The following is a 12,178-nucleotide window of genomic DNA, read 5'->3' as shown; positions in this document are numbered from 1 at the left end:
TCGGCCCGGCCCCGGCCTCCGGCTCACCGCCCCGCGCGCAGCACCTCCGCCACCACCGGGCCCGCCGCGTCGCCGCCGTGGCCGCCCTCCTGGACGACCGCCGCCGCGGCGAGGTCGTTGCTGAAGCCGGTGAACCAGCTGTTCGACGTCTGCCCGTCGACTTCCGCCGAACCGGTCTTGGCGCCCTTGTCGCCGCCGACGGTCGCCATGGACCTGGTGCCGGTGCCGGTGGGGCTGGTCGCGGTGTAGCGCATCATCTGCCGCAGCTGCTCGGCCACGTCGCCCGGCAGCGGACTTGCCGTGGCGAACGGCCGGTCGTCCACGTCACGGGCGATCAGGTACGGCTGCTTGAAGCCGCCGTTCTTCACCGTGGCGGTGACCGACGCCATGTTCAGGGGGCTCATCAGGACCTTGCCCTGCCCGATGTACGAGGCCGCGGTCTCGGCCCCCGAGGACTCCGGGACGCTGCCGTCGAAGGAGGGCACGCCGGTCTGCCAGTCGTCCCGGCCGAGGCCGAAGTAGTCACGGGCCTCCTGGCCCAGGGCCGTGCCCGCCCGGGCGCCGAGCGGCTTGACCGGCTTGATGAAGGTGCTGTTGCAGGACCGGGCGAACGCCTCGCGCAGGGTGCCGCCGTCGACGGAGAAGCGGTTGAGGTTCTGGAAGGTCACCCCTTTCCACGTCACCGTGGCCGGGCACTCGACCGGTGCGTCGATACGGCCCAGACCGTTCCGGATCATCATCGCCGCCGTCACGATCTTCATCGTGGAGCCCGGCGCCAACTGGCCGCTCATGGCCGCGTTGTAGCCGTCGGCGCGGTGGTTGGCGATGGCCAGGATCGCGCCGGTGGACGGCTGGACGGCCGCCACCGAGGACTCCCCGTACCGCTTCACCGCCCGCTCGGCCGCCGCCTGGACCCCCGCGTCGATCGTGGTCCGCACCTTGCCGGGCTTGCCCTTTGCGAGGGTCAGCAGGTTGATGTCCGGCTGCCCGTCCTCGGCGGGGTCGATCCAGGTCTCGATGCCGGGCGAACCGCCCGCCGTGGCACCGTACTTCTGGCGCAGGGTGTCCAGGACCGTCCCGAGCGAGGGGTACTTCTCCTTGGTGAGCACCGTCCCGTTGCGGTCGACGGCCTCGATCGCCGCCGTCGACGACTCACCCGTCCTGAGCGTCGCACCCGCGGCCAACTGCGGGTGGACGACGGTGGGTTCCCAGTCGACGAGCGCCTTCCCGGTGGTCAGGCCGCGGACGACGGTCAGCTCGGAGGCGTACGAGAGGGGCTTGGACGTCCCGCTGTAGGTGACGGTGGCCGCGACCGTGTAGGGCACCTTCGTGCCGACGGCCGGTCCCGGGGTGATCTTCACGTCGCCGATGTGGGCGTCCTCGCCGTACGAGCTGAGTACGGGCTCCGCCTCGGCCTCGTTGTTGGTGAGCAGCGCCGCGCCCGCCGCGTCCCCCGCCGCCCAGGCGTCGAAGAACCCCTTCGACGTCTCGGCTATCTCCTCCGCGCTCGGCGGCCCGGTCTTCACCTCGGGCGTGGCGTTGCGGGAGGCGACGTTGTTGCTGCCGCCCCCGTCGCCCCCGAGCGTGTCGTACGCCGCGTAGCCGACCCCGCCGGCCACCAGCACGAACACTCCGCCGACCACGGCGACCTTCGCTCCACTGCGCATCTGTGCGGTCCCCCCTCCCCGGAAGCGCCCCCCGAATATGTTCACGGGGCAACAGTGAGGAACCCTAAGGGGCCGTCGCGCCCGGTGAGGGCGTTGTTACCGGACCGGAATGCTTGGCCGGAAAGCGCTCTCCGGTCGCGTTCTCCGGGGTTGTTCCCGGAACCCGGGCCTCCGTCGCCCTCCCCGCCTCCTCCGTTGCCGGGGGCAGGCAGTGGGCCCGTCCCCGGTGTGCCGACATCAGCACATGAAAGGGCCCCGACCGGCCCTTTACGCTGCCCGTCCGACGGCAGGGGGGCAGAAGCGGATGGCGACAGGTCTGGACGGCAGAGGCGGTACGGGCAGCGTGCGCGGTGTGGGCGGTACGACGGTGGCGCGGACCCACGGCACGTACGGACGGAAGCCCGGTGGCCAGGACGGTGTTGGGCAGCGCGCGTCCCTGGTGATGCTGCTGGCGCTCGGCCTGCTGCCGGGCGCGCTGTCGAGCCTGGTCATGCTCCCGGCCGCCCAGCATCTGCGCTCCCTCCGGACCGGCGAACGGGTCCAGGCGACGCTGCACACGGACGGTTCGTGCATGATCGGCCACTGCCGGGTCGCCTTCGAGGCCGACGGCCGGGCGGTGGTCGCGGACCTGCCGGTGGGCAGCGGTGGCGACAAGGAGCCGGCCGGCGCCCCGGTCGCCCTCCGCTACCAGCCGGACGACCCCCGGACCGTCGCCCGCGAAGCGGACACCGGAGGCGGCGGGGCGCTGGTGCTGACCGTCATCTCGGGCGGCGCGGCCCTGCTGGTCCTGGCGCTGTCGGCCGTGGCGGCCTTCTTCATGGCGCGGCAGCGGCGTACGGGTAAGGCCCCGAGCCCGGAGAAGGCCGCGAGTCCGGAGCTGGTCGTGGGTCCGGGGGTGGCCGTGGATCCGGGAACGGCCGTGGGTCCGGGGACGGCCGTGTGAGTCCGGTGGCGGTCGTCGGTCCGGTGGCGGCCGCGTGAGTCCGGTGGTGGCCGTGGGTCCTGAGGCCGCCGGACCGGCCTGACCTGGGCGAAGACCGGGCGACGGTCCCGAAGGCCGAGCCCCGGAGACCGGGACACGAACAAATTTCCGTCGTGGTGAGTGAACCCGAATTTGCCGGGCACTAGGACGGACGCAACGAGATCCTGGCGATTATGTGATCGCAGTCGGGATGTACCGGTGGGGTGCATTGAGGCCGTTGTGAAGTTTTGGGCGCACACGCGTCCGAACCGGACTTGACGATGGGAATGAAAAACATGATCCTCCTTGGACTTCTTCTGCTCATAATCGGCCTGTTCGTCAAGGTGTCGCTGCTGACGACGATCGGCGGCATCCTGATCGTGGTGGGTGCCATCCTGTGGATCCTGGGCGCGACCGGCCGGGCGGTCGGTGGGCGAAAGCATTTCTTCTAGTCTTCCCGTCCACGCGTCCGCGTCCATGTGTCCACCTTCCCCGGTCGGCTTTCCTGGTGTGAATTCCGGGAAGCGGTGAAGGGGTGGTGAGCCGGGCACGGGAATGCGTCGGTAAGACGCTCTCCGCCCTCGGAACCGATCACCGTCCGCCCGCGTCATGGAGTCCATGGAGCAGAGCGGAAGCACGATGGGCGAAGAGCCGACGTGGGCGGAACTGCTGGTCTCGTTCCTCCTCATCGGGGCCGTCCCCGTGGTCGTCGGGGGAGCGGTGATCCTCTCCCTCGTCGGTCTGACGCTCTGGACGCGAGCGATGCTGAGACGAAGGAAACGCGGAAACGCGGTCTGCATGCCCGGAGGGCCCGACACCTGATGGTGTCGGGCCCTCCGGGCATGCAGACCGGGCGCTCGGCTACACCCAGGTGTCCAGCCACATCCGGTCCCGCCACAGGTCCTCCGGGATCGACGTGCCCGTGTACAGCGGCCAGAAATAAATGAAGTTCCAGATGATCAGGAGCACCAGGACGCCCGCCGCGATGGCGCCCAGGGTGCGGCGGCGTTCGCCGGTCGGGTCGGCTGTCGTCAGGCCCAGTTCGGCGCGGGTGCCCCGGCCCGCGGCCGGGCCGATGACCGCGCCCAGGAGCATGGTGACGGCCAGGCAGAGGAACGGGACGAAGACCACCGCGTAGAAGAGGAAGATCGTGCGCTCCTGGTAGAAGAACCAGGGGAGCCAGCCCGCCGCCACGCCGCACGCGATCGCGCCCGCCCGCCAGTCGCGGCGGAAGAGCCAGCGCCAGACCACGTACGCGAGGGCGACGCAGGCCAGCCACCAGAGCAGCGGGGTGCCGATGGCCAGGACCTCGGCGGCGCACTTGCCCGTGGCCGACTCCTGACAGCCCGTCTGCTCCTCGTAGAAGTACGAGACGGGGCGGCCGAGCACCAGCCAGCTCCAGGGGTTCGACTCGTACGTGTGGCCCGAGGTGAGGCCGACGTGGAAGTCGTACACCTGGGTCTCGTAGTGCCACAGGCTCCGCAGCCAGTCGGGCAGCAGCCAGCTCCAGCCGGAGTCCTTGCCCTCCGTGGCCGCCCAGTTCCGGTAGTACCCCTTGTCCGTGACGATCCAGCCGGTCCAGGAGACCAGGTACGTGACGATCGCCACCGGGACCGTGGAGACGAACGCGGGGACCAAGTCCCGTCGCAGCACCGCGAGATGCGGCTTGGCCGCGCCTGCCGTGCGGCGGGCGCCCACGTCCCACAACACCGTCATCAGGCCGAACGCGGCCAGCACGTACAGCCCGTTCCACTTCGTGGCGAACGCCAGGCCCAGCATCACGCCCGCCGCCAGCCGCCACGGCCGCCACCCCAGGCGCAGGGTCTCCGCGATCCGGGCGTCCGGCCGCAGCACCCCCTCCTCGTCCACCGGCAGCGCGGCGGCCAGCCGGCGGCGGGCATGGTCCCGGTCCACCACCAGGCACCCGAACGCGGCCAGCACGAAGAACATGACGATCAGGTCGAGCAGCGCCGTCCGGCTCATCACGAAGTGCAGGCCGTCCACCGCGAGCAGCAGCCCGGCCAGGCAGCCCAGGAACGTCGAGCGGAAGAGCCGTCGGCCGATCCGGCACAGCATGAGGACGGAGAGGGTGCCGAGCACCGCCACCATGAACCGCCAGCCGAACGGCGTGAAGCCGAAGAGCTGCTCGCCGAAGCCGATGACCCACTTGCCGACCGGCGGGTGCACCACATACCCCGGGTCGGTCGGGATCGGCACCGAGGACGGGTCCTTCAGGATCAGCTTGTCGACGTCCTTGGGCCAGGACCCCTCGTACCCCTGGTTGACCAGCGCCCACGCGTCCTTCGCGTAGTACGTCTCGTCGAATATCACCGCGTGCGGCTGGTCCAGCTTCCAGAAGCGGAGCACGCCCGCCACCAGCGCCACCAGGAGCGGACCGCCCCAGCCCGACCACCGCACCAGCCGGTCGGCCAGCGCCGGGGAGATCGCGAAGACCGACCACACCTGGCGGCCCGGCCGGGTGTACGGCGGGTCCAGCCGGTCGCGGAGCGGCGTCTCCGGGCGGGGGACATGGCCGAAACGGCGCAGCCGCCGTTGCCAGGAGGTCGGCTCTTCGCCGAGCGGGTCCCCGGCGTCCTGGCCCCGCTGGGTCTCGGGTGCGGTACTCGTCACCGCGCCATCGTAGGGAACGCATCTGTGCGAAGGGCGCTGCCCGTGCTGCGAGGATGGCTGATGTGACTGGAACGACTGGAACGCTCGTGCTCGCAGGGACCCCCATCGGCGACGTGGCGGACGCCCCGCCCCGCCTGGCCGCCGAACTGGAGAAGGCCGACGTCGTCGCCGCCGAGGACACCCGGCGGCTGCGCCGGCTCACCCAGGCCCTCGGCGTCCACACCTCGGGGCGTGTCGTCTCCTACTTCGAGGGCAACGAGTCCGCCCGCACCCCCGAGCTGGTCGAAGCCCTCGCCGGTGGCGCCCGGGTGCTCCTCGTCACGGACGCCGGAATGCCCTCCGTCTCCGACCCCGGCTACCGGCTCGTCGCCGCCGCCGTGGAGCGGGACATCCGGGTCACCGCCGTGCCGGGGCCGTCGGCCGTCCTCACCGCGCTGGCCCTCTCCGGGCTGCCCGTCGACCGGTTCTGCTTCGAGGGGTTCCTGCCGCGCAAGGCCGGTGAGCGGCTCTCCCGGCTCCGCGAGAACGCCGACGAGCGGCGCACCATGGTCTTCTTCGAGGCCCCCCACCGGCTGGACGACACCCTCGCCGCCATGGCCGAGGTCTTCGGCGCCGAGCGCCGCGCCGCGGTCTGCCGCGAGCTGACCAAGACGTACGAGGAGGTCAAGCGCGGTCCGCTCGGCGAGCTGGCCGAGTGGGCCGCCGACGGTGTACGGGGGGAGATCACCGTCGTCGTCGAGGGCGCCGCCGACTCCGGGCCGGAGGAGCTGGACGCCGAGGAGCTGGTGCGGCGCGTGCGGGTGCGGGAGGAGGCGGGGGAGCGGCGCAAGGAAGCCATCGCCGCCGTCGCCGCCGCGGCCGGACTGCCCAAGCGGGAGGTGTTCGACGCGGTGGTCGCCGCCAAGAACGCGGAGAAGGGCGGGAAGGGCGAGAAGGGCGAGAAGGGCGGGATGGAGGCCGGGGGCGCCTCCCCGCAGGCGCCCCGGTCGTAGGAGGCCCAACCGAGGCCCTCAAGCCGTACGGGTACCCGTACCCGTGCTTACGGCGTCTCCGTCAGCAGTTCGTACGCCGTCGCCACGAACGTGTCCTTCCGGTGCACCCGCCGCGTCGCCGTCGCCGCCACCGCGAGACCCGTCCCCGGGCGGAAGCCCAGGAACGCCTGCTGGCCCAGGGTCGCCCCGGCGTGGAAGAGGACCGGACCGTACGGGGACGGGTGGTGGAACCACGTCAGCGTGTGGGTGTGCGCGTGGCGCCAGCCGCGCCGCAGCAGCGGGCGGACCACCTCGGTGAGCGCGGCGGCCAGCGAGGGGTCCCGGGGCTCGCCGCCCCCCAGGTGCGCCTCCAGGAACGTCAGCAGGTCCAGCGGGGTCGCGCGCAGCGCCCCCGCCGCCGTGAAGCCCCCTGTGTCCAGCGCGGGCAGCGGCGTGCCGTCACGGCGGTGGCCGGTCGCGTCGGTGCCGTCCGGGCCCGGGCGCAGCAGCGTCGCCCCCAGGCCCAGCGGGGCCAGCACCTGCTGGTGCAGCAGCACCTCCCACGGGGTTCCGGTGGCGGCCGCGAGGGTGTGGCCGAGGACGGAGACCGCGAAGTTCGAGTAGTGCCAGCGGGTGCCGGGGCGGTGGCGCGGGCGGGCGCGGAGGAAGGCCCGCACCACCCGGTCCGCCGGATAGTTCCCGTACGGGTCCGTCGACCAGCGGGGCACGGCCTGCGGGTAGAAGTCGGCGGGCAGCCCCGGCAGCCCCGAGGTGTGGGTGAGCAGCTGGCGCAGCGTGATCCGGCGCACCGCCGGGTGCACCGGGAGGCCCGGGGCCAGCAGGTCCGCCGCCCGGTCCTCGTACCGCACCCGCCCCTGCGCCACCAGCCGGGCCAGCAGCAGTCCCGCGTACGGCTTCGAGGCCGACCCCAGCTCGTGGTGCAGCCGCTCCCGGGGGACCGGGCCGGGCTCCGCGCTGCCGCCCGTGTGGACCGTACGGACCCCGTCCCGGCTCAGCGCGAGCACCACGTCCGGGGCGTCGATCCGCCCGGCCGCCCCGGCCAGGAGGCGTGCGGTGGCGGAGGGGGTGCCGGGGGCGTCGGCACGGGGCACGGCGACGTCCGTCATGCCGGGGCCGGTTCCGTGCTCAGGTCGGACAGGGCCCGGCTCATCGCCAGCGCCGAGGCGAAGGCCGCCACCAGCGTCGGGTGGTAGACGAGGTCGAACACCGCCTCCTCGTCCCCCTCCGGCATCCCGTCCACCACCGGCATCGCCCCGTCCGGCTGCTGCGCCTGGGCGAACCCCTGCCAGGCCGCCGGGTCCAGCGTCGGTTCCGGCAGGCAGGCGTCCACGACCAGCAGCTCGCCCAGCAGGTCCCAGCGCTTCAGGTCCAGCCAGTCGTCCAGCCAGGCCGGCAGCCACAGCGCCAGGTACTCCGCGATGTCGGCGGGCAGCCCGGCCGGCTTCTCGCCCCAGTCCGTGAGGTGGAAGACCGTGTGCGTGATGTCGTAGCCGATGTGGCCCTCCACCGTCCACGGCTCGGCCCGCCGCGCCAGCCAGGTGTGGGCCAGCGCCGCCGTCTCCGGGACGCTCGGCTCCACCCCGAACCGCCGCTCGATCGCGCTCAGCCCGAGCCGCCGCACCGGCAGCACCTCCAGCCCCGCCCAGCTGGCCAGCCGGTGGTTGAGCCGGATCGCGGACTCCAGGTCCGGCTGCCGGTAGCCCAGCTCCCGGAACGGTACGTAGACCTCCAGCGGCACCGGCGAGAGCGGTTCGCGCCGCTGGCCCTCCAGCAGCCGCGCCCCCGAACCCAGCAGCTCGTGCCAGGCGTGGTCCAGCAGCTTGTGCGCGAGCGCCGACTGCTGCGAACCCGCCACGCCCTCGCGGAAGATGACCTTCCCGATCAGCGCCAGCTCGCCCAGCGGCTTGAACCGGTCCAGCATCCCCGCCTCCGGGGACGGGTCCGCCTCCAGCCGGAAGCCCTCGCGGTGTTCGTACAGCCAGCCCAGGGCCTTCGCCCCCACGTCGTGGATCTGCTGGATGCCGGTCGTGGTGCTGCCGCTGCTCATGGGATGTGCCTTTCCCGGCCGGGAGTCGTCTCGTCCGTCCGGTCGCCCGTCCGCTCGCCCGTGCGCCGCAGCGACCCGAGGGACAGGGCCGCCGCGAAGGCCGTGACCAGCGTGGAGTGGTAGCAGTCGATGAAGGGGTACGGGTCCGGGGCGGGGTCCTGGACCGGCACGCCCGTCTCCGGGACGCAGCCGGTCGGGTGCTGGACACCGGCCAGCACCGGCCAGACCGCGTCCAGCAGCTCCCCGGGCGCCGGGCCCGGCAGCGAGGCCGCCACCGCCAGCAGCTCGCCGGTCAGGTCCCACTGGCCGCTCTCCAGACAGCCGTCGGCCCAGGCCGGCAGCCAGGTCCGCAGATAGCCGTCGACCTTCTCCGGCACCCGGTCGGGCATCCGGCCCCAGTCGGTGAGGTGGAAGACGGTGTGGGTCAGCGCGTATCCCGACGGGCCCTCGAACATCCACGGCTCCGAGAGCCCGCCCAGCCATGTCCGGGCGAGCACCCCGCCCGCGTCCGTGTGGGTCAGCACCCCCACCCGCCGCTCCGAGTTGACCAGCCCCAGCTGCCGGTTGGCGTGCTGCTCGGTGTGGGCCCAGGCGCGGGTCGCGGTGAGCGGGCGGGCCAGCGCCTCGAACCCCTCGTGGCGCAGCCCGTGCCCGGCGAAGGCGGCGTAGATCTCGTACGGGTAGGCCGCGAAGGGTTCGAGGCGGAGCAGCTCCAGGAGCAGGCCGCCCGCCTCGACCTGTTCCCAGGCGTACGTGACGAGGTCCCCGGCCACCTCGTGCTCCGGGGTGCCGGGGGCGGTGGCGGCGGTGACCGTGGAGCAGAGCTGGGCCAGTTCGCCGAGGGGTTTGAGCGTGGCGTTGACCTGGGTGTGGGGTTCCAGGACGTCGTCGGTGAGCGCGAACCGGGTGCGGTGCGCGTCGGTCCAGGCGAGGGCCCCGCGCAGGACGTGCGGGAGGACGGCGAGCGCGGCGCCGGGGGAGGGGCGCTCCCGGGAGGCGTGGCCCGGGTGGGGTCCGGGGTGCTGGGGCGTCGCGGTCGTCGTCATCGTGTCCTCGCCTCGGCCATCAGCCGGGCGGCCCGCACATGGAGGGTGACGCGGGGGTCGTGGCCGCCCATCAGCTCGACGAAGTCGAGACCGCGCTCCAGGCCCAGGGTGGCCGGTTCGCCGCCGGTCGCCGCGAGCCAGCGGCCCGCGCCCGCCGCTTGGAGCCAGTCGCGCCGCCGGACCGCGCGGACGAATCCGCGCGCGAGGTCGACCGCCCTGGCGGAGGCGGCCTGCCGCACGGCCGAGGGGGCGGCCGGCACGGCGAGCGGGGCGAGGACCGAGAGCTGGTGGGTGAAGGACTGCCAGGGCGCCCGCTCCAGCCAGGCCGCGTCCGGCTCCTCGTAGGTGACCGCCGGGGCGCCCGGGGGCGGCGGGGCGATCCGCCGGAGCGTGGAGATCATGTGCCAGTGGCTCCAGGCCGTCGCGGCCGGGGCGTCGGGCTTGGGCGGGAACTCCCGTACCGCCCGGTCGAGCACGGCGACGTCCCCGGGATGCGGGTCGCGTCCGTACAGCACGCTCGGCAGCAGCACGTCGGCGCCGATGACCCGCGCCGCCGCGATTCCGGTCCGGTTCTCCTCGTCGATTCCCGCCGCGCCGCACACCGTGGCGAGGTGGTCCCCGCTCCGAAGAGCGAGAACCACCTCTGTTGCCAGGTCATGCACGGCACCCGCTAGCGGGGACGGAGCATGTGTCTGGTCCATGTTCCGACGTTCAGCCCTTCTTCGGGCGCGGGGTCGGAGGCGAAAGCAGCAGGGCGCCGCCGCCCGCGAGAAGCGCGAGGTAGGCGCATTCGCGGGTGTCGCGGTACACGCCGTCGATCTCGCCCGGGTTGAGTGCGGCGTCGAGGTCGAACTCGACGTCGGTGGCAGTGGTGTCCGTGGTGTACATGAGGTTGTTCCCCGTCCTGTGGGAAATGGGGTGGACGTAACGAGTGAAAAGCAGGAATGGAGGCTCCGCAAATCGGGAGCGGAAAGCTGTGGAAATCGACTATTCAATTGAATAGTGAATTCATGGGCCGAACGGGTGAGGGGGTGGCGGTAATTCGGGGAATTTCCGGGGGTGGTGCGGGGGTGGTGCGCGGGCGCATTCATGCCGGAGGGCGGGGCGTGTACGGGGGCGCTCGCCCGGCCGCCGGTCACGGCTGTTCCGTCCGCCGGTCACGGGCTGTCCGGCGGGAGCCCTCAGGCGGGCCATGCGGCGGCAAAGGGCGGCAAAAGGAGGCCAAGAACGCATCAATAACGGCTCTGAGCTGGTGCGTCCGCCCCCGCACGGGTGTCCACTGGAGGGGACGGGCCACCTGTTCGAACCCCTCGGGCGGGGAGGCCGTCCCCGGAGTGCCTGACCGGCGGACAAGAGGAGCGGGTATGAGCGAGATCGCAGCGACCACCGTCCACGAGGCCTACGCCTTCGCCTGCATGCGGTGCGGGTACGGCTGGGAGCAGTCCTACGAGATAGAGCACCACGTGGACATCCACGGCCATGAGTTCGTCACCTACACGGCCGACGGCGAGCGCGTGCCGTCCCCGCTCTCCACCCCCACCTGCACCAACTGCGGCGGGCACGTGGTCCGCATCATGCGGGCCGGGCGCGTGGCCGACGTACAGAAGCTGCTCCAACGTCAGCACGGCCCGGCGCGTCCGCCGGAGACGGACGCGCCGGGCGGGAGCGCCGGTGCCGACGCCGGACCGGAGCGCCACCACTGGCGGCTGTCGGACCTGTTCCACCGCAGGTGAGACCCGGGCCCGAGCCGGTCGTCCGGGGACCGCGACCGGCACGGGCCCGACCCCCCTCGTGGTCCGGGTCCGCTCCGGTCCCGGGCCGGGGCCCGGCGTACGTGAACCGGGCCCGGTGCCGCCGGTGACGCGCCTCCCCGCGTGAGGACCGTGGGAGCCGTTGCCCCCGGTCCTCGTACGCCGGCGGACCGGGCCCCTCGTCCAGTCGTGGCCCCTCGTAGAGTCGTGCGCATGAGCCGTACCGAAGCCCCGCCGCTGCCCGAACCCCTCCGGGTCCCGGTCGCCGACTCCCACACCCACCTGGACATGCAGGACTCCACCGTCGAGGAGGCCCTCGCCCGGGCCGCCGCGGTGAACGTGACGACGGTGGTCCAGGTGGGCTGCGACGTGGCGGGCTCCCGCTGGGCCGCCGAGACCGCGGCCGCCCACGCCGCCGTCCACGCCTCGGTCGCCCTGCACCCCAACGAGGCCCCGCGCATCGTCCACGGCGACCCGGACGGCACCGCGCGGCAGGGGGCCCGGGAGCCCGGCGGCAAGGCCGCGCTGGACGACGCCCTCGCGGAGATCGACGCGCTGGCCGCCCTCGACCACGTGCGCGGGGTCGGGGAGACGGGCCTGGACTTCTTCCGTACGGGCCCCGGGGGCATCGCCGCCCAGGAGGAGTCCTTCCGGGCCCACATCGAGATCGCCAAGCGGCACGGCAAGGCCCTGGTCATCCACGACCGGGACGCCCACGCCGACGTCCTGCGGGTCCTCGCGGACGCGGGCGCGCCCGAGCGGACCGTGTTCCACTGCTACTCCGGCGACGCGGAGATGGCCGGGGTCTGCGCGCGGGCCGGGTACTTCATGTCGTTCGCGGGCAACGTCACCTTCAAGAACGCCCAGCCGCTGCGCGACGCCCTCGCCGTCGCCCCCATGGAACTGGTGCTCGTCGAGACGGACGCGCCCTTCCTCACCCCCGCTCCGTACCGGGGGCGGCCCAACGCCCCCTACCTCATCCCCGTCACGCTCCGCGCGATGGCCGGGGTCAAGGGGGTCGACGAGGACACGCTGGCCGCCGCGGTCTACGACAACACGGCACGCGCGTTCGACTTCTGAGGC

The 12,178-nt window shown here is 73.0% G+C and carries 13 protein-coding genes; 6 read left to right on the top strand and 7 right to left on the bottom strand.

Annotated elements, in window-relative coordinates:
- Positions 1–23: 23 nt before the first annotated feature.
- Complete coding sequence (locus tag ACQ9ZG_RS12715) at positions 24–1,667, bottom strand: penicillin-binding transpeptidase domain-containing protein (RefSeq protein WP_499280506.1); 1,644 nt, start codon at positions 1,665–1,667, stop codon at positions 24–26.
- Between the two features lie 304 nt (positions 1,668–1,971).
- On the opposite strand from ACQ9ZG_RS12715, the gene ACQ9ZG_RS12710 reads away from it, so the two are divergent.
- The 3 genes from ACQ9ZG_RS12710 to ACQ9ZG_RS12700 all read left to right on the top strand — a co-directional run bounded on the left by ACQ9ZG_RS12710 (position 1,972) and on the right by ACQ9ZG_RS12700 (position 3,450).
- Positions 1,972–2,610, top strand: coding sequence for a hypothetical protein (locus tag ACQ9ZG_RS12710; RefSeq protein WP_258312175.1), 639 nt, complete (start codon positions 1,972–1,974; stop codon positions 2,608–2,610).
- 314 nt (positions 2,611–2,924) lie between these two features.
- Positions 2,925–3,080, top strand: a complete 156-nt coding sequence (locus tag ACQ9ZG_RS12705; protein WP_018492738.1) for a DUF6131 family protein — start codon at positions 2,925–2,927, stop codon at positions 3,078–3,080.
- A 166-nt stretch (positions 3,081–3,246) separates the two neighbouring features.
- A complete protein-coding gene (locus ACQ9ZG_RS12700) occupies positions 3,247–3,450 on the top strand; it encodes a hypothetical protein (RefSeq protein WP_258312176.1) in 204 nt (67 codons plus the stop codon).
- Between the two features lie 39 nt (positions 3,451–3,489).
- Here ACQ9ZG_RS12700 and ACQ9ZG_RS12695 read toward each other — a convergent pair whose 3' ends face one another.
- Entirely contained in the window at positions 3,490–5,259 is a 1,770-nt protein-coding gene (locus ACQ9ZG_RS12695; protein WP_109915553.1) for a dolichyl-phosphate-mannose--protein mannosyltransferase, read from the bottom strand.
- 53 nt (positions 5,260–5,312) lie between these two features.
- Between ACQ9ZG_RS12695 and rsmI the strand changes: the two genes are divergently transcribed.
- Positions 5,313–6,251 carry a 16S rRNA (cytidine(1402)-2'-O)-methyltransferase gene (gene rsmI, locus ACQ9ZG_RS12690; RefSeq protein WP_219995612.1) on the top strand — a complete coding sequence of 313 codons (939 nt, stop codon included), beginning with the start codon at positions 5,313–5,315 and terminating at the stop codon, positions 6,249–6,251.
- A 47-nt stretch (positions 6,252–6,298) separates the two neighbouring features.
- On the opposite strand, the gene ACQ9ZG_RS12685 is transcribed toward rsmI, so the two are convergent.
- From ACQ9ZG_RS12685 to ACQ9ZG_RS12665, 5 genes are read right to left on the bottom strand one after another with little or no spacing between them, the layout of a single operon-like run.
- On the bottom strand, positions 6,299–7,357 hold the full coding sequence (locus ACQ9ZG_RS12685) for a serine hydrolase domain-containing protein (protein ID WP_386698117.1): 1,059 nt from the start codon (positions 7,355–7,357) through the stop codon (positions 6,299–6,301).
- Positions 7,354–8,298, bottom strand: a complete 945-nt coding sequence (locus ACQ9ZG_RS12680) for a DUF6895 family protein (protein ID WP_028417542.1) — start codon at positions 8,296–8,298, stop codon at positions 7,354–7,356. The genes ACQ9ZG_RS12685 and ACQ9ZG_RS12680 overlap by 4 nt, the downstream gene beginning before the upstream one ends.
- Positions 8,295–9,344: a DUF6895 family protein gene (locus ACQ9ZG_RS12675; protein ID WP_499280500.1), complete on the bottom strand. Its 1,050-nt coding sequence runs from the start codon at positions 9,342–9,344 to the stop codon at positions 8,295–8,297. Before ACQ9ZG_RS12675 ends, ACQ9ZG_RS12680 begins: the two co-directional genes overlap by 4 nt.
- Positions 9,341–10,045 carry a hypothetical protein gene (locus ACQ9ZG_RS12670; RefSeq protein WP_028417544.1) on the bottom strand — a complete coding sequence of 235 codons (705 nt, stop codon included), beginning with the start codon at positions 10,043–10,045 and terminating at the stop codon, positions 9,341–9,343. Before ACQ9ZG_RS12670 ends, ACQ9ZG_RS12675 begins: the two co-directional genes overlap by 4 nt.
- A 10-nt stretch (positions 10,046–10,055) precedes the next feature.
- Positions 10,056–10,232 (bottom strand): hypothetical protein, encoded by a 177-nt coding sequence (locus tag ACQ9ZG_RS12665; protein WP_018492746.1) that lies wholly within the window; start codon positions 10,230–10,232, stop codon positions 10,056–10,058.
- A gap of 476 nt (positions 10,233–10,708) precedes the next feature.
- Between ACQ9ZG_RS12665 and ACQ9ZG_RS12660 the strand changes: the two genes are divergently transcribed.
- Positions 10,709–11,077, top strand: coding sequence for a hypothetical protein (locus ACQ9ZG_RS12660; protein ID WP_109914171.1), 369 nt, complete (start codon positions 10,709–10,711; stop codon positions 11,075–11,077).
- 231 nt (positions 11,078–11,308) lie between these two features.
- The gene (locus ACQ9ZG_RS12655; protein WP_499280498.1) at positions 11,309–12,175 is read left to right on the top strand and encodes a TatD family hydrolase; all 867 of its coding nucleotides are present in this window, start codon (positions 11,309–11,311) and stop codon (positions 12,173–12,175) included.
- The last annotated feature ends 3 nt before the right edge of the window (positions 12,176–12,178 follow it).

Origin of the sequence: Streptomyces araujoniae (assembly GCF_050871195.1) — a bacterium.
Lineage (GTDB): Bacteria > Actinomycetota > Actinomycetes > Streptomycetales > Streptomycetaceae > Streptomyces > Streptomyces bacillaris.
This window is presented reverse-complemented; position numbering and strand designations above follow the sequence as displayed.